Annotated in this window: 14 protein-coding genes; 2 read left to right on the top strand and 12 right to left on the bottom strand. The window is 64.3% G+C overall.

Annotation, left to right across the window (positions count from 1 at the left end; translation table 11 throughout):
- Window positions 1-72: 72 nt before the first annotated feature.
- Entirely contained in the window at window positions 73-4,002 is a 3,930-nt protein-coding gene (putA, locus tag BTH42_RS22970) for a trifunctional transcriptional regulator/proline dehydrogenase/L-glutamate gamma-semialdehyde dehydrogenase (protein ID WP_075303457.1), read from the bottom strand.
- Between the two features lie 320 nt (window positions 4,003-4,322).
- On the opposite strand from putA, the gene BTH42_RS35565 reads away from it, so the two are divergent.
- Window positions 4,323-4,493 (top strand): hypothetical protein, encoded by a 171-nt coding sequence (locus tag BTH42_RS35565; RefSeq protein WP_178392219.1) that lies wholly within the window; start codon window positions 4,323-4,325, stop codon window positions 4,491-4,493.
- A gap of 477 nt (window positions 4,494-4,970) precedes the next feature.
- On the opposite strand, the gene BTH42_RS22980 is transcribed toward BTH42_RS35565, so the two are convergent.
- From BTH42_RS22980 to hemE, 3 genes are all read right to left on the bottom strand, one after another.
- Entirely contained in the window at window positions 4,971-6,425 is a 1,455-nt protein-coding gene (locus BTH42_RS22980) for a YeiH family protein (RefSeq protein ID WP_075303458.1), read from the bottom strand.
- A 171-nt stretch (window positions 6,426-6,596) separates the two neighbouring features.
- Window positions 6,597-8,849: a primosomal protein N' gene (locus tag BTH42_RS22985; RefSeq protein WP_075303459.1), complete on the bottom strand. Its 2,253-nt coding sequence runs from the start codon at window positions 8,847-8,849 to the stop codon at window positions 6,597-6,599.
- A gap of 465 nt (window positions 8,850-9,314) precedes the next feature.
- Window positions 9,315-10,415, bottom strand: coding sequence for a uroporphyrinogen decarboxylase (gene hemE, locus BTH42_RS22995; RefSeq protein WP_075303461.1), 1,101 nt, complete (start codon window positions 10,413-10,415; stop codon window positions 9,315-9,317).
- 216 nt (window positions 10,416-10,631) lie between these two features.
- On the opposite strand from hemE, the gene BTH42_RS23000 reads away from it, so the two are divergent.
- Window positions 10,632-11,456 (top strand): transporter substrate-binding domain-containing protein, encoded by an 825-nt coding sequence (locus tag BTH42_RS23000; RefSeq protein ID WP_075303462.1) that lies wholly within the window; start codon window positions 10,632-10,634, stop codon window positions 11,454-11,456.
- An 811-nt stretch (window positions 11,457-12,267) separates the two neighbouring features.
- Here BTH42_RS23000 and BTH42_RS23005 read toward each other — a convergent pair.
- The 8 genes from BTH42_RS23005 to atpE form a co-directional block, all read right to left on the bottom strand.
- Window positions 12,268-13,998, bottom strand: coding sequence for an AMP-binding protein (locus BTH42_RS23005; protein ID WP_075303463.1), 1,731 nt, complete (start codon window positions 13,996-13,998; stop codon window positions 12,268-12,270).
- 234 nt (window positions 13,999-14,232) lie between these two features.
- Window positions 14,233-14,658 carry a F0F1 ATP synthase subunit epsilon gene (locus tag BTH42_RS23010; protein ID WP_075303464.1) on the bottom strand — a complete coding sequence of 142 codons (426 nt, stop codon included), beginning with the start codon at window positions 14,656-14,658 and terminating at the stop codon, window positions 14,233-14,235.
- Window positions 14,659-14,812: 154 nt separating this feature from the next.
- Window positions 14,813-16,207, bottom strand: a complete 1,395-nt coding sequence (gene atpD, locus BTH42_RS23015) for a F0F1 ATP synthase subunit beta (protein WP_075303465.1) — start codon at window positions 16,205-16,207, stop codon at window positions 14,813-14,815.
- Between the two features lie 101 nt (window positions 16,208-16,308).
- Window positions 16,309-17,193, bottom strand: coding sequence for a F0F1 ATP synthase subunit gamma (gene atpG, locus BTH42_RS23020; protein ID WP_075303466.1), 885 nt, complete (start codon window positions 17,191-17,193; stop codon window positions 16,309-16,311).
- Window positions 17,194-17,333: 140 nt separating this feature from the next.
- Entirely contained in the window at window positions 17,334-18,875 is a 1,542-nt protein-coding gene (atpA, locus tag BTH42_RS23025) for a F0F1 ATP synthase subunit alpha (RefSeq protein WP_075303467.1), read from the bottom strand.
- 56 nt (window positions 18,876-18,931) lie between these two features.
- Window positions 18,932-19,471, bottom strand: a complete 540-nt coding sequence (locus tag BTH42_RS23030; protein WP_075303468.1) for a F0F1 ATP synthase subunit delta — start codon at window positions 19,469-19,471, stop codon at window positions 18,932-18,934.
- A gap of 2 nt (window positions 19,472-19,473) precedes the next feature.
- Window positions 19,474-19,944, bottom strand: coding sequence for a F0F1 ATP synthase subunit B (locus BTH42_RS23035; protein WP_062125160.1), 471 nt, complete (start codon window positions 19,942-19,944; stop codon window positions 19,474-19,476).
- A gap of 136 nt (window positions 19,945-20,080) precedes the next feature.
- A complete protein-coding gene (atpE, locus tag BTH42_RS23040; protein ID WP_007180033.1) occupies window positions 20,081-20,350 on the bottom strand; it encodes a F0F1 ATP synthase subunit C in 270 nt (89 codons plus the stop codon).
- Window positions 20,351-20,411 lie beyond the last annotated feature (61 nt).

Genomic DNA, 20,411 nt, shown 5'->3' on the forward strand with positions numbered 1-20,411 from the left:
ACCAGGTGTGGATGAAGCGGTGTCGGGGTCGCCGTTCCGCTTCCGTTCTATTGAGTGATCGCCGAGGTTCGCTCAACCGATCGTCATCAAATTCGCATTGCCGCCCGCCGCCGCGGTGTTCACGCTGACCGAGCGCTCGGTCAGCAAGCGTTCGAGCGCGTAGTCCTCGTCGCCGCTCGCCAGTGCGCCGGCCGCGACGCCCTGCACCGAGACGATCGGGCCCGCGCGTTTCGCGACTTCCTTCACCAGCGTCAGCAGCTCGTCGCTGTCGCCTTCGAACAGCACCGCGTCGAACGTCGCGTCGGCGCTCTTCTTCACGCTCGCATACGACTTCAGCGACGCGGGCAGCTGCGATACCAGTTGCTCGCCGGCCGCGCCTTCGAACAGCGCGCGGTTACCGGTCGCGAGCGCGGCAGCCAGCTGCACGCGCGCGCCGCTCGCGGTCGATGCGATACACAGCACCGTGCCGCGCGGGCCGAGCGTATACGTGTTGCGCTCGCCGGTCGGTCCCGCCAGCACCGCGGTCGCGCCCGCCGGCACGTGCGACAGATAACCGTCGCAACGCGCGGCCAGCTGCGGCTCGCGTTCGGCGATCAGCCAGTCGCGCAGCGCGGTCAGCGCGGCGCCCGGATTGTCGCCTTTTTCCGCGGCCTGCGGTACTTCGACGACCAGCGACTGCGCGAGCGACTTCGGCAAACCGGCCGGCCGCGTCGCCAGCAGACGCTGCAGATACAGCGCGCCGCCCGCCTTCGGACCGGTGCCCGACAAGCCTTCGCCGCCGAACGGCTGTACGCCCACCACCGCGCCGATCACGTTGCGGTTCACGTAGATGTTGCCGACGTGCGCGCGGCTGATCACGTGCGCAATCGTCTCGTCGATCCGCGTGTGGATGCCGAGCGTGAGCCCGTAGCCGGTCGTGCGAATCTGTTCGAGCAGCTTGTCGAGCTGGCTGCGGCGATAGCGCACCACGTGCAGCACCGGGCCGAACACTTCGCGCTTCAGTTCGTCGATGCTATCGAGTTCGATCAGCGTCGGCGGCACGAAGGTGCCCTGCGCGGCGCCTTCCGGCAGCGGCAGTTGCTCGATCTTGCGGCCCTTGTCGCGCATCGCCGCGATGTGCGAGTCGATCCCGCGCTTCGCGTCGAGGTCGATCACCGGGCCGACGTCGGTCGACAGGCGGTCCGGATTGCCGACCGTCAGCTCGCGCATCGCGCCCGTCAGCATTTCCAGCGTGCGGTCCGCAACGTCCTCCTGCAGACAAAGAACGCGCAACGCCGAACACCGTTGACCGGCGGAGTCGAACGACGATTGCAGCACGTCGGCGACAACCTGCTCGGCGAGCGCCGACGAGTCGACGATCATCGCGTTCTGGCCGCCGGTTTCGGCGATCAGCGGAATCGGCTTGCCGTCCGGGTCGAGCCGGCCCGACAGCGTTTTGTTGATCAGGCGCGCGACTTCGGTCGAGCCGGTGAACATCACCGCGCGGGTGCGCGGGTCGGCGACCAGCGCGGCGCCGACCGTCTCGCCGTCGCCCGGCAGCAATTGCACCGCGCCCGCCGGCACGCCGGCTTCGCGCAGGATCCGCACCGCTTGCGCGGCGATCAGCGGGGTCTGCTCGGCCGGCTTCGCGAGCACCGTGTTGCCGGCCGCGAGCGCGGCGGCCACCTGGCCCATGAAGATCGCCAGCGGGAAATTCCACGGGCTGATACAGACGACCGGACCGAGCGGCCGGTGCGTGTCGTTCGAAAACTCGTTGCGGATCTGCGTCGAGTAGTAGCGCAGGAAGTCGATCGCCTCACGGATTTCCGACACCGCGTTCGCGAGCGACTTGCCCGCTTCGCGCACCACGAGGCCCATCAGCGTGTGCATCTGCGCTTCGAGCAGATCGGCGGCGCGCGCGAGGCAGTCGGCGCGCGCTTCCACGGGCGTCGCCTGCCAGATCGGCGCGGCGGCGACCGCGTAGCCGAGGGCGGCGCTCACGTGTTCGGCGCTCGCCTCGACGACGGTACCGACGAGGTCGCGCTGATCGGCCGGATTGCGCACGTCGCGCGCGGTCCCGGCGATGATCTCGTTGTCTTCCAGCATCGGCGCCGCGCGCCACGGATGATGCGCGCTCGCCAGCAGCGCCGACGACAGCGACGCCAGCCGATGCTCGTTCGACAGATCGAGGCCCATCGAATTGACGCGCTCGGCGCCGTACAGATTGCGCGGCAACGGAATGCGCGCGTGCGGCGCGCCGAGCGGCACGATCTTCGATGCTTCTTCGACCGGGTCGGCAACCAGGTCCTTGATCGCGACGGATTCGTCGGCGATCCGGTTCACGAACGACGTGTTCGCGCCGTTTTCCAGCAGCCGGCGCACGAGGTACGCAAGCAGCGTTTCATGCGTACCGACCGGCGCGTACACGCGGCACGGACGGTTCAGCTTGTCGCGGCCGGTCACTTCTTCGTACAGCGGCTCGCCCATCCCGTGCAGGCACTGGAACTCGTACTGGCCCGGGTAGTAGTTGTTGCCGGCGAGGTGATAGATCGCCGCCAGCGTGTGCGCGTTGTGCGTCGCGAACTGCGGATAGACCGCGTCGGGCGCGCCGAGCAGCTTCTTCGCGCAGGCGAGGTACGACACGTCGGTGTAGATCTTGCGCGTATAGACCGGATAGCCTTCGAGGCCGTCGACCTGGGCGCGCTTGATTTCGGTATCCCAGTAAGCGCCCTTGACCAGACGCACCATGATCCGGTGACGGCTGCGGCGCGCCAGATCGATCAGGTAGTCGATCACGAACGGGCAACGCTTCTGGTAGCCCTGCACGACGAAGCCGATGCCGTTCCAGCCGGCCAGTTCCTGGTCGAAGCACAGCGCTTCGAGCAGATCGAGCGACAGTTCCAGCCGGTCGGCTTCTTCCGCGTCGATATTCAGGCCGATGTCGTAGCGGCGCGCGAGGATCGCGAGCGAGCGCACGCGCGGCAGCAGTTCGCTCATCGTGCGTTCCTGCTGCGCGCGCGAGTAGCGGGCGTGCAGCGCCGACAGCTTGATCGAGATGCCCGGGCCTTCGTAGATACCGCGGCCGCCGGCCGCCTTGCCGATCGCGTGGATCGCCTGCTCGTAGGACGCGTAGTAGCGCTGCGCATCGGCCTCGGTGGTCGCCGCTTCGCCGAGCATGTCGTACGAGTAGCGGAACCCGCGCGCCTCGTATTTTCGGCTGTTCGCGAGCGCTTCGGAGATGTTCTCGCCGGTCACGAACTGCTCGCCCATCAGGCGCATCGCCATGTCGACGCCCTTGCGGATCAGCGGCTCGCCGCCGCGGCCGATCAGCCGCGTCAGCGCCGACGACAGGCTCGTCTCGCTATTGGTCGTCACCAGCTTGCCAGTGATCATCAGGCCCCACGTCGCCGCGTTGACGAACAGCGACGGCGCCTGGCCGACGTGCGAGCGCCAGTCGCCCTTGCTGATCTTGTCGCGGATCAGCGCGTCGCGGGTCGCGCGATCGGGGATGCGCAGCAGCGCTTCGGCGAGGCACATCAGCGCGACGCCTTCCTGGCTCGACAACGAGAATTCGTGGATCAGACCTTCGACGCCGCCGCCCTTGCTCTTCGAGCGCAGCGTCTCGACCAGCGTCGCGGCGAGCGCCTGCACGTCGCCGGCGAGGTTGGCCGGCAGCTTCGCCTGACCGAGCAGGAACGGCACGCATTCCGGCTCCGGGCGGCGATACGCGGCGGTGATCGCCGCGCGCAGCACCGACTGCGGTTGCACGTTCTGCGCGAAATCGAGGAACGGGTGCGACGCACCGTCTTCGTCGTTTTCGACTGCCGCGCCGTCGGCCAGATCGGCGTTGCCGGTCGCGCCCGACAGTTCGGCCGGCAGCTGACCATGCTCGATCTTCTCGAGATACGCGAAGATCGCCTGCTTGATCAGCCAGTGGGGAGTGCGCTCGAGGCGGGTGGCGGCATCTTTCAGCCGGGAACGCAGGAGGTCGTCGACCTTGACGCCAAGGGTGGTGCTAGCCATGTTTCCTTCTTCGATGCCGGGCGCGAGCCCGCGAAAGACCAAAAGTTGGCGAATCGTACGCCTCCAAATAAAAAGGTGCAACCAAATGCCGCACACGGTTGCACCCCCGCCAACGCCTTATGCGACAAGGCTTTGCGGCCGACGACCCGCCTCGCGGCGAGCGCGGTTGCGATCGGTACTTTCCCTGGCGTGATTCTTTTTGCATTTGGTCTTATTAAACGACTGCACGCGCCGATATATAGATGCATGGCGACGGGTAGCCCGAAACGGGGTTTCAGGGCACGCAAAAAGATAAACGGGGTTATCGAGGGGTCGGTGAGATGGAAAAGTGGCTGGTGATACTGGGCATCTGGGTGATGTGCGCGGCCTGCGCGGTGTTTTTCATTCGAGGTGCGACCGGCGGCTCGAATCGGCAGGCGGCGGACGAAAAGCCCGGGCGCGCGGGCTCGCGTGAGTCGGGGCGCAAGGCGCGGGCTGCGCTGAACGATTGAGCGGCTGAGGGCGGCGGGCGCGACACGCTGTTGCGGCGGTTGCGTGCGTCAGCTCGGGGCTGGCTACGGGCCAGCTGTGGGCCCCCGGCGGGCTTGGGGGCGCGCGTGGATCGGCGCGTGCCGCGTTTGGGGCGCCGCCCCTTGCCGCGAAGATACGGATCAGCGCGGCAGAACGGCCGCGCGGACCACGTCATAGATGGCGCACTAGGAGCGCTCGAACTTTGCCTCGAAGCGCGCGCAACTGTCGCCCGGCGACACCAGCTGATCGTGCAACCGGCACAACCGGCTCGCCGCGACGCTGGCCCCAAATCCCGAACTGAACGCGACGAGTCCCGGAATGCGCTGCTCGAGCGCCCCCCGTTCTTCGACCCGATGCCGGCATGCCGCGCAGCACCGCGCCTCCCGGAAAACGCGTTGGCCGTTGCGGGCAGGCAACGCCACGCCGCAAAAACGCTCGATCAACGATCTCACTTCGGCTCACCCAAGACTGTTCCAGTACGACGCAAACACGTGCGCGGATAGCAGATAGCCAATCGCAATATTGACCACCACGCCGGCCGTAAACGCGACAAACGGCTTCACGCCGGTCGCCGCGAGCGAGCGAAAACGCGTGGTCAAACCGATGCTCAGAAAGCAGAACGTGAACGCCCAGGTGCGCAGCACGGTGATCGGCGCAACGAAATCGGGCGTCACGACCTTGCGGTAATCGGCGAGCGAATAGTGGCTCGCGATCCACGTGACCAGCGCCGACGCGATCACGAAGCCGATCACGAACTTCGGGAAACGCGCCCAGATCTCGCCGGCATTCGCGCGGGCGTTCACGCCGCTGTCCTGCGCCTCCCAGCGCGTGGTTGCGACGATCGCGAGCACGAACGCCCAGATGCCGATCCAGATGTCGCGGCCGACCACCTTCATCAGCGTGAACGCCTGCAACGCGGCGTCCGGCGCGCCGGCGATCGCACCGCCCGCGTGCCGCGCGAAATCGCCGTAGGCCTGCGCGGCGGCGATACCGGCGGCGTCGGCGAACTCGGACGTGCCGATCCATGCGCCGGCGACTGCGGTCGACAGTCCGAGCGAACGGGACGCGAACGGCAGCACGAAAATCATCACGATCGCCCACAGCACGACCAGCGTGATTGCGACCGACGCCTGCTCGCGCTTTGCGCGCACCGCGCCGGCAATCGCGATCGCCGCCGACACCCCGCACACCGCGCCACCGACGCCCAGCACCGCGGCGAAGCGTCGATCGAGTCCGAACCCGCGCGCGGCGAAGAAGATCACGAAGAACGTCACCAGCGACACGATGCTCGCCTGCGCGACCGCGACCGGGCCGGCCCACACGAGCAGCGTGAACGGCAGCGTCGCGCCGAGCAGCACGATGCCGACCTTGATGTAAAACTCGACCCGCAATCCCGCCGCCAGCCACGCCGGCAGAGTAAACAGATTCGACACGATCAGGCCGAGCGCGAGCGCGACCAGCGGCGGTTCGAGGTTGTACTTCGACGCATCGACCCACGCGCCCAGCGTGAGGATCAGCGCGGACGCGACGAACACGACGACGAAGCCGGCCAGAAACGCACCGATACGCTGCTTCAACAGGGCGACACTCGCGCCGAATAGCAATGCGAATACAGCAAATAGCGCGACGTAGTTAGTCAAATGCCGGCCGATGTCCTGCGCCGCCTGAGCAGCGCTGGACCATTTGGCCGGCGCCACCGCCAGCCATCTGATACTGCCGCCCGACGCGAACAGCGCCCACGCGATGACGATCAGCAGCAGTCCGACGCCGGCCGCGAGCCAGTCCTCAGTTAACGAAAAGCCGTTGCCGCGGGCGCTTTGCGCCGCGGCCCCGCCGTTGTCCTGCGCGCTTTGTGTACCTTCCCGCCGCGCCGGCGCGGCGCCGGCCGGCACGCTGTGTGGAGTGTCGCTCATGATGGATGCCCCGAGAAAATAGAAGTGGCATCGGCGCGGAGATATTGTCGTTTTGCCCGAAGATGCGCCGATTTCGCGACTATAGGCGAGCGCCCGCGCAAAGCGAAACGACCATTCGCTCTATGGATATGACGCAAAGAAGTATGGTGCGCGCGGGCTGGCCGGCTGGCGTCAGATGTCGAGCGGATCGACTTCGAGGTTCCAGCGCAGCACGCCCTTGAGCCCGCGCAACAGCGGCTGCCATGCGCGCAGCGTCGCTTGCAGCGCGGCCCGCGACGCGCTTTCGATCAGCAGCTGCGCGCGATGCACGTGCATCACCTTGACGATCGTCAACGGCACCGCGTCATAGACGGTCACGCGCGCGGCGGCGGGGATCTGCGTGAGTTCGGCGGCGGCCTGCTGGAGAAACGCGAGCGCCGCTTCGAGCGTGCGCCCCTCGGCGCGCAGCAGCGCCTGATAGACGAACGGCGGCAGATGGGCGTCGCGCCGTTCGGCCAGCGTGGAGTTCGCGAAGCCCACGTAGTCGTGGCGGCTCAGCGCGTGGTACAGCGCGTGACGCGGATAGCGCGTCTGGATCAGCACCTCGCCCGGCAAACCGGCGCGACCGGCGCGACCGCTCACCTGCATCAGCTGCGCGAACAGCCGCTCGCTCGCGCGGAAGTCGTGCGAGAACAGCGCGGTATCGGCGTTCAGCACGCCGACCAGCGACACGCGCTGGAAATCGTGCCCCTTCGCGATCATCTGCGTGCCGACGAGGATATCGATCTCGCCCGCGTGCACGTCGGAGAACAGCGCCTGCGCGCTGCCTTTGCGGCGCGTGCTGTCGGCATCGATGCGCAGCACACGGGCGCCCGGCACCGCGCTCGCGAGCGTCTCTTCGACGCGCTGGGTGCCGCGCCCCATCGGCGCGATATCGACGTTGCCGCATTCCGGGCACGAGCGCGGAATGCGCGATTCCCAGCCGCAGTGATGGCAGCGCAGCGCGCGCTCGGGCTTGTGCAACACCACGTAGGCGCTGCAACGCGGACATCCGGCGACCCAACCGCACGCGTCGCACGCGAGCTGGGGCGCGTAGCCGCGCCGGTTCAGGAACACGAGGCTTTGCTCGCCGCGTTCGAGCCGCGCCTTCAGCGCGGCGACCAGCGGCCCGGACAGCCCCTCGAACGACGCGCGGCCACGGCGCCGCTCTTCTTCGAGATCGACCAGCCTCACCGTCGGCAGCACCGCGTCCGCGACCGCGCGACGCGACAGCGTGAGCCGCTTGTAGCGACCCTGGTCGGCCTGCCACCAGCTTTCCAGCGACGGCGTCGCCGAGCCGAGCACGACCGGCACGCCGAGCTGCTTCGCACGATAGATCGCCAGATCGCGCGCCGAGTAGCGCAGCCCTTCCTGCTGCTTGTAGGCCGGATCGTGCTCCTCGTCGACGACGATGATCGCCAGTTGCGGCAGCGACGCGAGCACCGCGAGCCGCGTGCCGAGCACGATGCGCGCGCGGCCGCTGTGCGCGGCGAACCAGTGGCGGGCCCGTTCGCCTTCCGCGAGGCCGCTGTGCAGCGTGACGATCGCGCTGCTGTCGAGCGCCGCGAAGCGGGCGCGGAACGCGGCTTCGAACTGCGGCGTCAGGTTGATTTCGGGGACCAGCACCAGCGCCTGCGCGTCGGGCTTCGCGGCCAGGATTTCGGCCAGCGCGCGCAGGTACACCTCGGTCTTGCCACTGCCCGTCACGCCGTGCAGCAGGAACGGCGCGAAGCCGTCGGCGTCGCGAATCGCTTCGACGGCAGCGTCCTGTTCGTCGGTGAGCGTCGGGAGGGCCGGCGCGGGTGCGTCCGGCAAGGCGGCGGCAGGCACCGCGGCTGCTTCGATCACGTCGAGTTCGACCCATCCGGACGACTGCCACGCGTCGAGCGTCGCCACCGCCTTCGGATGCAGCCCGCGGGCATCGGCCGCGAGCAGATAGTCGCTGTCGACGAGCGCCTGCGCGAGCTTTCTGAGCGCCGACGCGCGGGCGGGCAGCGCCTCGGGCAATGCCGCGCGACCTTCGGGTGTGAGCCGGTAACGTTCTTCGGGGGCGAATAGCCGCGACCAGCGCGACGCATCGCGCAACGCCTGCGGCAATGCGGGCAGCGCGACTTCGCCGAGACCGCGTTGGTAGTAGTCGGCGGCAAACGCGGCGAGCGCGAGCCAGTTTTCCGACAGCGGCGGGCAGGCGGTGCAGATTTTATCCACAGCCTTCAGACGCTCGGCCGGCACCTCGCTGTGAGCAGTCACTTCGCAGACGAGCCCCACCACATGCCGCTTGCCGAACGGCACGCTGACGAGCGCGCCCGGCACAGCCGCTGCGGCGACTTCCGGCGTCGCGCAGCGATAGTCGAACAGGGTCGGCAGCGGATGGTCCAGCGCGACGCGGACGAATACTTCGTTCACGCGGCGCGGGCAAGCAGGCAGGGGGAGGCGGCGTGGAACCGCGGCGCGCGAAGTGACGCACAGGAGGCGACGGGGTCGAAGTTAAAGTAGTACTTCAATTTCGCCGCTAAGTTTTGGATTCCGCTGAACAATTGCACTCGGCCCCGCGCCCTGTGGATAACTTTGTTAAGAACTTCCCTTCCGAAGCCCGCAAACCGCGTGGCGACGGCCTTGTGTGGGGTTTCGCACATTTCCTCTTGACTCCGGCAAAGCCTTGCCAGACAAGGCTTAGATCAAATTCGCCGAGAATTTGCAAGGGTCGGGGCACGATTAAATGCTCTACCGCGCCGCAGCGTGGCCAATGTGTATAAGTCAAGCCTTGACAATCACAAGATCGCCATCTGACGGCGGATGTAGCGAGTTTTTAACCTTGGCCCCGGATCCCGTTTCGCTGCATCGCACCAAAAAGTGGTAACGATTACAGCTTTACGCCGGTTTATGCGCGCCGCTTCGAATCGCGCGGCTGTGACGATGTACTTCGTCGACCAGTTCGGCCACATGCTCGGGCGGCGTGAACTGCGAAATGCCGTGGCCGAGATTGAAAACGTGGCCCGGGTGGTTGCCGAAGCTGTCGAGCACCGCGCGCGCTTCCATGCGGATCACGGCGGGCGGCGCGAACAGCACCGACGGGTCGATATTGCCCTGAAGCGCGACCTTGCCGCCGACGCGCTCGCGCGCGCGGCCGAGATTCACGGTCCAGTCGAGGCCGACCGCATCGACGCCGCTCGCGGCGATCTCGTCGAGCCACAGGCCGCCGCCCTTCGTGAACGCGATCACCGGCACCTTCTCGCCGTCGTGCTCACGCTTGAGCTGGCTGACCACCTGCTGGATGTAATGCAGCGAGAAGCGTTGATAGATGCCGTCGGCGAGCGCCCCGCCCCATGTGTCGAAAATCATCACTGCCTGCGCGCCGGCTTCGATCTGCGCGTTCAGATACGCGGCGACCGACTGCGCGTTGATTTCGAGGATTCGCTGCAGCAGATCGGGGCGCGCGTACAGCATCGATTTGACGGTGCGGAAGTCCGCCGAGCCGCCGCCTTCGACCATGTAGCACGCGAGCGTCCACGGGCTGCCCGAGAAGCCGATCAGCGGCACCCGCTGGCGGCCCTGCGCGTCCTTCAGCGCGGTGCGGATTTCGCGCACCGCGTCGGTCACGTAGCGCAGCGTGGCGTCGATGTCGGGCACCGCGAGACGCGCGACGTCGTCTTCGGTTCGCACCGGCCGCGCGAATTTCGGCCCCTCGCCGTTCACGAACTCGAGACCGAGGCCCATTGCGTCGGGCACGGTCAGGATGTCGGAGAACAGGATCGCGGCGTCGAGCGGATAGCGGTCGAGCGGCTGCAACGTGACTTCCGTCGCGTAAGCCGGATTCTTCGCGAGGCCCAGGAAACTGCCCGCGCGACCACGCGTAGCGTTGTATTCCGGCAGGTAGCGGCCCGCCTGGCGCATCAGCCAGATCGGGGTGTAATCGGTCGGCTGGCGCAGCAACGCGCGCAGGAAGGTGTCGTTCAGGAGTTGATTGGCCACGTTGCGTACGACTGAAGAGCTGAGGACAAGCGGGCATTTTACCGGACCCGGCTCGCCCCATTGCGGGTGATCGAGGCAATAACGCTTGCGCCGGCGCACCCGCGACGCCGGATTCACCACGCGCGCCCTGGCTGAATGGCCGATGTTCAAGCGCGCGCTGCCAAGCTACTATCCGACAGCCTTATCGACTAAATACACACATCACAAGGAGACTCGATGAACAAGGCAGCACTCGCACTGCTCGGCGCACTCGCCGGCGTTCTGATGCACAGCGGCGCGGCCAGCGCGCAAACCGCCACGGCCACTGCAGCCACTGCAGCCACCCCGACCGCCGCCGCGCCGTCCCGGCTCGACGAGGTCATCAGCCGCGGCACGCTGCGCGCGTGCACGACCGGCGACTACAAGCCCTATTCGTTCTACAAGGGCGACGGCCAGTTCGAAGGGATCGACATCGACATGGCGGAGTCGCTCGCCAAGTCGCTCGGCGTGAAGACCGAGTTCGTGAAGACCTCGTGGTCGAATCTGATGAACGACTTCGTGGCGAAATGCGACATCGGCATCGGCGGCGTGTCGCCGATCCTCGAGCGGCAAAAGCGCGCGTTCTTCACGCAGGCTTATATGATCGACGGCAAAACGCCGATCGTCCGCTGCGACGACGTCAGTAAATTCCAGACCGTCGCGCAGATCGATCAGCCGAACGTGCGCGTGATCGTCAATCCGGGCGGCACCAACGAGCGCTTCGCGAAGCAGTTCTTCCAGCACGCGAACGTGACCGTCTATCCGGACAACGTGACGATCTTCAAGCAGATCCTCGCCGGCAAGGCGGACGTGATGGTCACCGATGCGTCGGAGACGCTGCTGCAGCAGAAATTGAATCCGGGGCTGTGCTCGGTGCATCCGGACAAGCCGTTCCAGTACGGCGAGAAGGCCTGGCTGCTGCCGCGCGGCGACGTCGCGTTCCAGCAGTACGTCGATCAGTGGCTGCATCTCGCACGGGCCACCGGCGAATATCAGGCGATTTCCGACAAGTGGCTGAAGTAGTCAGGTAAGCAATGGTCGCCTGCCTCTGGTTACGTTTACCGGACGCAGGCGGCCAGCCGGGACTCGAACGATCGTGTAACCAGGCGCGACGTTGCAGGTTGCATGCACGAGGCCCGCACAAGTCCGCTCATACTCAATGCGACCCTATTTCGTACGGCGGCCCACGCAGACAAAACTATTGCGACGCACCACTTTCGTCTGCTCTGACCGACAGAAATTCGGGCCAGTTTTGCGACTCTTGTAACAGCGCAAACCCGCGCTGCAACCGATGCATATGCAACCATTTAATGCGCAATCCACTGATCTATTTATGCCGCATTATGCGTCGCGAATAGCATCAATCGGCCGTATGAGATTGCGCGATAGTCATCGGTAAATGTTACGTTTCAAACATTTTATTTTGGCAATAAATCCCGCAGCGCCTTATCTGGCGGGCGTTACAACCTGAAACACTTTGTTACGGCCTTCCTAGAGTAATTCGCCCACAATGCCCTCAACGGTTTCAACACGGATGTGGCTGGGTGCGTGGTGTGAGCGGATACGATGCACTTGCCGGTCGGCGCATGCCGAAGCCCTGTGAAGGGGCATCCCTGCTGGGGCCGTAATTCGACGCAGGGTCGTCGTGATAGTCGGTCCCATCTTTGGTCTCCTCGCGCTAACCCCGTAGCGTGTGGTTTTTAGCGGGCTCCAGGCCCGCTTTTTTTTCGCCTGTACAAACGTTTGCGAGGCGGAAATAGCCCCCACGTCGCGACGTTTGGCTACCCCTTCTTTCCTGTCGCAGCGGGCCCCGGTACAAGCGGCGCGCCTCGCGTCACGCGGTCTTGTCCTGCTTCAGCTGGAGCTCACCGATCATCCGTTCGCGCATCACGAACTTCTGCACTTTGCCGGTCACCGTCATCGGCAATTCGTCGACGAAGCGGATATAGCGCGGGATCTTGTAGTGCGCGATCTGCCCCTGGCAGAACTGCTGGATTTCCTCGGCGGTCGACTGTTCGCCGGCTCGCAGCACGACCCACGCACACACCTCCTCGCCGTACTTCGAGTCGGGCACGCCGAACACCTGCACGCTCTGGATCTTCGGATGCCGGAACAGAAACTCCTCGATCTCGCGCGGATAGATGTTTTCGCCGCCGCGAATCAGCATGTCCTTCAGGCGGCCGACGATATTGCAGTAGCCCTCGCTATCGAGCGTCGCCAGATCGCCGGTATGCATCCAGCCATCGACGATGCTCTCACGTGTCTTCGCTTCGTCGCCCCAATAGCCGAGCATCACCGAATAGCCGCGCGTGCACAGCTCGCCGGTTTCGCCGACCGGCACGATGTTGCCGAGCGGATCGACGATTTTGACTTCGAGATGCGGCTGGATACGGCCGACGGTCGTGGTGCGCTTGTCGAGCGGGTCGGTGGTCGAGCTCTGGAACGACACGGGGCTCGTCTCGGTCATCCCGTAGGCGATCGTGATCTCGCTCAGGTGCATCTTCGACACGACCTTCTTCATCGTTTCGATCGGACACGGCGAGCCCGCCATGATGCCGGTGCGCAGACGCGAGAAGTCGTAGGACGCGAAATCCGGGTGATCGAGTTCGGCGATGAACATCGTCGGCACGCCGTGCAGCGCGGTGCACTTTTCCTCCGCTGTCGCCGCGAGCGTCGCGGCCGGATCGAAGCCTTCGCCGGGGAACACCATGTTCGCGCCGACCGACACGCACGCGAGCACCGCCAGCACCATCCCGAAGCAGTGATAGAGCGGCACCGGAATGCACAGGCCGTCCTGCTCGGAGAGCCGCATCGCCATCGCGATATAGCGCGCGTTGTTGACGACGTTGCTGTGGGTCAGCGTCGCGCCCTTCGGATTGCCGGTCGTGCCGCTGGTGAACTGTATGTTGATCGGGTCGCCGCACGACAGCGTCGCGCCGATCGCATCGAGCCGGGCGACGTCGAGCGAGGCGCGACCGCGTTCGACCAGATCGGAAAAGCTCAGCATCCCCGCGGTGTCCGTATCGCACATGCGGATCACGTAGCGCAGCTCGGGCAGCCGCGCCGCACGCAGCTCGCCGGGTGCCTGGCTCGCCAGTTCGGGCGCGAGTTCCTGCAGCATCTCCAGGTACATCGAGCTCTTGAAGCGCTCGGCCGCGATGATCGCCTTGCAACCCACCTTGTTCAGCGCGTATTCGAGTTCCGCGAGCCGGTAGGCCGGATTGATGTTAACGAGGATCGCGCCGATGCGAGCGGTCGCAAACTGGGTCAGCAGCCATTCGACACGATTCGGCGACCAGATACCGACGCGATCGCCCTTCTCGATGCCGAGCGCGAGTAGCCCGGACGCCAACACGTCCACTTCGTCCGAGAACTCCCGCCATGTCCAGCGAATTCCCTGCTCACGAAACACCACCGCCGGCCGTTCGGGAAAACGCGCGACGGTGTCGCGCAGAAACTCGCCGACGGTCGCGCGACTCAACGGATTGTCGGTCGACCCGCGTACGTACGACAGTCCGTCTTTGGGTTCGATCAGTGCACCTTCGCCCGAACTCTGCGTTGCCATGGTGTTGTCTCCGTGAGCGCGAGCGCGCCCGCTTGAAATGAATTTGAAATCGATTGTGCACCGGCGACTGGGTGACCGGCATCAAGTGTTACCCGCAGCGCATCGCCGCACGACGGGTGACCTGCAACCTGTTCGTCCTCCAACCACGTGGATTGTGCTTACCTTTCCGTAAACGTCAACTGGGTATCAAAAAAAAGCAGCCGCGAGGGCTGCTTTCTTCTACTACGTATTGCTTCAGTGCTGACCGCGCAGCTTGCGCAGACGCTGGATCGCTGCGAGCTGAGCCGTCGCGTACGCGAGTTCCGCTTGCGCGGTTGCGTACTCGAGGTTCGATCCCGTGTTCTGCAGCGCCTCTTCCGCGCGCTTGCGTGCGTCTTCAGCCTTGGCTTCGTCGAGATCCTTGCCGCGGATCGCGGTGTCGGCGAGAACCGTCACTGCGCCCGGCTGGACTTCGAGAATGCCGCCGGCGACGAACACGAATTCTTCTTCGCCGTTTTCGGCTTCGATGCGCACCGCACCCGGACGAATCCGCGTGATCAGCGGCGTGTGGCCCGGCAGAATGCCGAGTTCACCCGCTTCGCCCGGAAGCGCGACGAATTTCGCCTGGCCCGAGAAGATTTCCTCTTCCGCGCTGACGACGTCTACTTTAATGGTTGCCATAAGTGTCGACTCCTGTCGACGAGAGCCAGTGCGTGAGCGCCGACTCTCGTCCCATTCAAGGCGGGGTGAGCGTTGTGAGAGGCGCGGCAAGTCACGAATGACTTACCGAAACCGGCGAAAAATCTTACCGCGCCCGCTTCGTTACACCCGACCTTTACTGGATCTTCTTGGCCTTTTCGAAGGCTTCGTCGATCGTGCCGACCATGTAGAACGCCTGTTCCGGCAGGTGGTCGCACTCGCCTTCGACGATCATCTTGAAGCCGCGGATCGTTTCCTTCAGCGGCACGTACTTGCCCGGCGAACCCGTGAACACTTCAGCGACGTGGAACGGCTGCGACAGGAAACGCTGGATCTTACGAGCGCGCGCAACGGCGAGCTTGTCTTCCGGTGCGAGTTCGTCCATGCCCAGAATCGCGATAATGTCGCGCAGTTCCTTGTAGCGCTGCAGCGTTTGCTGCACGCCGCGCGTGATCGAGTAGTGCTCTTCGCCGATCACGTTCGGGTCGATCTGACGCGAGGTCGAATCGAGCGGGTCCACTGCCGGGTAGATACCCAGCGAAGCGATGTCACGCGACAACACGACGGTTGCGTCCAGGTGGCCGAAGGTCGTAGCCGGCGACGGGTCGGTCAAGTCGTCCGCAGGGACGTACACGGCCTGCACCGAGGTGATCGAGCCGGTCTTGGTCGACGTAATACGCTCTTGCAGCTTACCCATTTCTTCAGCCAGCGTCGGCTGATAGCCCACTGCCGACGGCATACGGCCGAGCAGTGCCGACACTTCCGTGCCTGCCAGCGTGAAACGGTAGATGTTGTCGACGAAGAACAGCACGTCGAGGCCTTCGTCACGGAAGTGCTCGGCCATCGTCAGGCCGGTCAGCGCGACGCGCAGACGGTTGCCCGGCGGCTCGTTCATCTGGCCGTACACCAGCGCGACCTTGTCGAGAACGTTCGAGTCCTTCATTTCATGATAGAAGTCGTTCCCTTCGCGGGTACGCTCGCCAACACCGGCGAACACGGAGTAACCACCGTGCTCCTTAGCGATGTTGTTGATCAGTTCCATCATGTTCACGGTCTTGCCCACGCCGGCGCCACCGAACAGACCAACCTTACCGCCCTTTGCGAACGGGCAGATCAGGTCGATAACCTTGATGCCGGTTTCCAGCAGTTCCGTCGACGGCGACAGTTCGTCGAACGCCGGAGCCTTCTGGTGGATCGAACGCGTGGTTTCGCTCGAGATCGGGCCAGCTTCGTCGATCGGACGACCCAGCACGTCCATGATCCGGCCGAGGGTCGGCTTGCCGACCGGCACGCTGATCGGGTTGCCGGTGTTCTTCACGATCGTGCCGCGGCGCAGACCGTCCGAAGCACCCAGACAGATGGTACGGACCACGCCGTCGCCCAGCTGCTGCTGGACTTCGAGCGTCAGTTCCGAACCTTCGAGAATGAGCGCGTCGTAAATCTTCGGCATGGTTTCACGCGGAAATTCCACGTCGATCACCGCGCCGATGCACTGTACGATCTTGCCTTCTACCAAAGCAGTAGTACTCATCGCTTTTCCTTTAGATACTCAATTCTTCACTCGCGCAAAGGCGCAGGTTCTTCGATGGGTGCGCCGCAAGGGCGCACGCGCTGCGACATGCCTGATTAAGATCAGACCGCCGCCGCTCCACCGACGATTTCCGACAGTTCTTTCGTGATCGCGGCCTGACGGCTCTTGTTGTACACGAGCTGCAGATCGTTGATGACCGTCTTCGCATTGTCCGAAGCGGCCTTCATCGCCACCATCCGGGCCGACTGCTCCGATGCCATGTTTTCCGCGACGGCCTGATAGACCAGCGCTTCGACATAACGCACCAGCAGTTCGTCCACCACGGCCTGTGCATCCGGCTCGTAGATGTAGTCCCACTGGGTGCTCGGCGTCGTACCGTCTTCTTCCGTGCGCTCGAACTGGTCTGCCGACAGCGGCAGCAGTTGCTCGATAACCGGCTCCTGCTTCATCGTGTTGACGAAGCGCGTGTACGCGAGGTACACCGCCGAAACCTTGCCTTCCGAGTACAGGTCGAGCTGCACCTTCACCGCGCCGATCAGCTTTTCCAGATGCGGGGTATCGCCCAGCTGCACGACGTTCGACACGACCTTCGCCTGCAAACGGTTCAGGAAACCCAGACCCTTGCTGCCGATCGCCGTTGCTTCGACGGTCTTGCTCTGGCCTTCCAGTTCCTTGAACTTCTGCAGCGTCGCGCGCAGCACGTTGGTGTTCATCCCGCCGCACAGACCCTTATCGGTCGTGACGAGGATGAAGCCGGCCGCCTTCGCGCCGTCGTTCGCCACCATGAACGGGTGACGATACTCCGGGTTCGCGCGGCTCATGTGCGCAGCGATATCGCGGACCTTGTCGGCATACGGGCGAGCAGAGCGCATACGCTCCTGAGCGCGGCGCATCTTCGATGCGGCCACCATCTCCATCGCTTTCGTGATCTTGCGCGTGTTTTGCACGCTCTTGATCTTGCCGCGAATTTCCTTCATTCCAGCCATTGCTTGCTCCTTGTCGGCCCGAGCCGGCGCTTTCGCGCTTACCCGGACCCCGTGCCAAGCGGATCGAAACAGCGCGGGGGCATTCGCATGCGGCCCGCGCCGCTTCAAAATCCGTTTATGCCTTGCGAGTCACTCGCGGATCAATAAGCGCCGGACTTCTTGAAGTCTTTGATGGCCGTATGCAGCAGGCCTTCGTCGTCCTTCGAGAGTTCCTTCGTATCTTCGATGCGCTTGATCAGGTCAGCACGGCTCGACTTCAGGAATTCGCGCAGGCCCTTTTCGAACGACAGGACTTGACCGACTTCGAGATCGTCGAGGTAGCCGTTGTTCGCTGCGAACAGCGACACCGACAGTTCCCACACTTGCAGCGGCTGATACTGCGGCTGCTTGAGCAGTTCCGTCACGCGGCGGCCGCGCTCGAGCTGCTTGCGGGTCGCTTCGTCGAGGTCCGATGCGAACTGCGCGAACGCTGCGAGCTCACGGTACTGCGCGAGGTCGGTACGGATACCGCCCGACAGCTTCTTCACGACCTTGGTCTGAGCCGCACCACCCACACGCGAGACCGACACACCGGCGTTAATTGCCGGGCGGATACCTGCGTTGAAGAGGTCGGTTTCCAGGAAGATCTGGCCGTCGGTAATCGAGATCACGTTCGTCGGAACGAATGCGGTCACGTCGCCTGCCTGGGTTTCGATGACCGGCAGTGCCGTCAGCGAACCGCTCTTGCCCTTCACTTCGCCGTTGGTGAACTTCTCGACGTACTCTTCCGAGACGCGAGCAGCACGCTCGAGCAGACGCGAGTGCAGATAGAACACGTCACCCGGGTAAGCTTCACGGCCCGGCGGGCGGCGCAGCAGCAGCGAGATCTGACGGTATGCCCAAGCCTGCTTGGTCAAGTCGTCATAAACGATCAGCGCGTCCTGGCCGCGGTCGCGGAAGTATTCACCCATCGTGCAGCCGGCGTACGGTGCGAGGTACTGCATCGCAGCCGAATCCGAAGCCGAAGCGGCGACCACGATCGTGTATTCGAGCGCGCCCGATTCTTCGAGCTTGCGCACCACGTTCATGATCGACGAAGCCTTCTGGCCGATCGCGACGTAGATACAGACGAGGTTCTTGCCCTTCTGGTTGATGATCGCGTCGACAGCGACTGCGGTCTTGCCGCACTGGCGGTCGCCGATGATCAGCTCGCGCTGGCCACGGCCGATCGGCACCATCGCATCGATCGACTTCAGACCGGTCTGGACCGGCTCCGAAACCGACTTACGCCAGATCACGCCCGGAGCGATCTTTTCGATCGCGTCGGTCATCTTCGCGTTCAACGGACCCTTGCCGTCGATCGGGTTGCCCAGCGCGTCGACCACGCGGCCGAGCAGTTCCGGACCCACCGGCACTTCGAGAATGCGGCCCGTCGTCTTGACGATGTCGCCTTCCGAAATGTGTTCGTACTCACCCAGAATCACGGCGCCGACCGAGTCGCGCTCGAGGTTCAGTGCGAGACCGAAGGTGTTGCCCGGGAATTCGAGCATTTCGCCCTGCATCACTTCCGACAGGCCGTGGATACGCACGATACCGTCGGTCACGGAGATCACGGTGCCCTGGTTGCGAACGTCTGCGCTCGCGTCAAGGCCCTGGATCCGGCTCTTGATCAGCTCGCTGATCTCAGAGGGATTGAGTTGCATTATTCGCTCCTGATAGTCAATTCTGTTGCGTGCCAGCCGCTAAAGCGCGAGGCGCTTCAGGCCGTCAGAGCCGTCTGCATGCTGGCAAGCCGCGCGCGGACCGAGGTATCGAGCACTTCGTCGCCGACCGTCACGCGCACGCCGCCGATCAACGACGGGTCGACTTCGACCGTCGGCTTCAGCTTGCGTTTGAACTTGCGTTCGAGGCTTGCGACGAGTTCGTTCAACTGCGCGCCTTCGAGCGGGAATGCGCTGGTGATCAGCACATCTGCCGCCCCTTCGCGGGCGTTCTTCAACTCTTCGAACTGCGAGGCGATTTCCGGCAGCAATTGCAGGCGATGGTTGTCGACCAGCATCTGCACCAGGTTCTTCGCTTGCGCGTTGTCCTTGAGCGGCGACTTGACCGCGGCCAGCAGCAGATCGCTAACCTGGGCACGGCTCACTTTCGGGCTCGAGGCGATCGACAGCACTTCGGGCAGACGCGCAACCTGTGCCAGCTCCTGCACGAGCGTGGACCAGGCGGCGATGTCACCAGCTTCGGCCACGCCAAACAGCGCTTCCGCGTACGGGCGGGCGATGGTTGCAAGTTCGGCCATGATCAGAGCTCGGCTTTCAGTTGATTCAGCAGGTCAGCGTGAGCTGCCTGGTCGACTTCGCGCTTCAGGATCTGTTCAGCGCCCTTCACGGCGAGTGCGGCAACTTCACCGCGCAGCGTTTCGCGCGCCTTCACGACCTGCTGGTCCGCATCGGCCTTGGCCTGAGCGATGATCCGTGCGGCTTCGGCTTGCGCTTGAGCCTTGATTTCGTCGGCGACTGCGACCGCGCGCTTTTCAGCGTCGGCAATGCGTTGCTGACCGTCGTTGCGAGCCTGGGCGAGTTCCTGGTCGACGCGCTTGTGAGCGGCTTCCAGTTCCTGCTTGCCCTTTTCGGCGGCGGACAGTCCGTCCGCGATCTTCTTCGCGCGTTCGTCGATGGCGTTGATCAGCGGCGGCCACACGAATTTCATCGTGAACCACGCGAGGATCAGGAACACGACCATTTGCGCAAACAGAGTTGCGTTGAGATTCACGGTGTTTCCTTAAACGTTGCTAGTTCGGAAAGTGAAACGGCAAGGCGCTCATCGATTCTGTTCGATCAGCGCCCCAGTACCCGTTCCGCCCTGCGCCTTTACCAGTTATAGCTCAGGCGCAAACCTCCGAGGAACCTCAGCCTGCCAGCTTCGAGAGCAGCGGGTTCGCGAACGCAAACAGCATTGCCACACCAACGCCAATCAGGAACGCCGCATCGATCAGACCAGCCAGCAGGAACATCTTGGTTTGCAGCGGGTTCATCAGTTCCGGCTGACGAGCACATGCTTCGATGTACTTGCCGCCCATCAGACCGATACCGATACAGGCGCCGATTGCACCCAAGCCGATGATGATGCCGATACCGATGGCGGTCAGACCCTGGATGTTGGCGATGAAAGCTTGCATGATCACTCCTTTGTGAAAAGTCTTTTAGAACTGGTTGGAACTGGGATTTAAAAAACTACGA

It is taken from the genome of Burkholderia sp. SRS-W-2-2016, from assembly GCF_001931485.1.
Classification (GTDB): domain Bacteria; phylum Pseudomonadota; class Gammaproteobacteria; order Burkholderiales; family Burkholderiaceae; genus Paraburkholderia.

Coding starts and splice junctions, on each gene's coding strand:
- BTH42_RS23030 (WP_075303468.1), bottom strand. CDS start 19,471: ATGGCCGAACTTGCAACCATCGCCCGCCCGTACGCGGAAGCGCTGTTT.
- BTH42_RS23010 (WP_075303464.1), bottom strand. CDS start 14,658: ATGGCAACCATTAAAGTAGACGTCGTCAGCGCGGAAGAGGAAATCTTC.
- BTH42_RS23000 (WP_075303462.1), top strand. CDS start 10,632: ATGAACAAGGCAGCACTCGCACTGCTCGGCGCACTCGCCGGCGTTCTG.
- atpD (WP_075303465.1), bottom strand. CDS start 16,207: ATGAGTACTACTGCTTTGGTAGAAGGCAAGATCGTACAGTGCATCGGC.
- atpG (WP_075303466.1), bottom strand. CDS start 17,193: ATGGCTGGAATGAAGGAAATTCGCGGCAAGATCAAGAGCGTGCAAAAC.
- putA (WP_075303457.1), bottom strand. CDS start 4,002: ATGGCTAGCACCACCCTTGGCGTCAAGGTCGACGACCTCCTGCGTTCC.
- BTH42_RS23005 (WP_075303463.1), bottom strand. CDS start 13,998: ATGGCAACGCAGAGTTCGGGCGAAGGTGCACTGATCGAACCCAAAGAC.
- BTH42_RS22980 (WP_075303458.1), bottom strand. CDS start 6,425: ATGAGCGACACTCCACACAGCGTGCCGGCCGGCGCCGCGCCGGCGCGG.
- atpE (WP_007180033.1), bottom strand. CDS start 20,350: ATGCAAGCTTTCATCGCCAACATCCAGGGTCTGACCGCCATCGGTATC.
- BTH42_RS35565 (WP_178392219.1), top strand. CDS start 4,323: ATGGAAAAGTGGCTGGTGATACTGGGCATCTGGGTGATGTGCGCGGCC.
- atpA (WP_075303467.1), bottom strand. CDS start 18,875: ATGCAACTCAATCCCTCTGAGATCAGCGAGCTGATCAAGAGCCGGATC.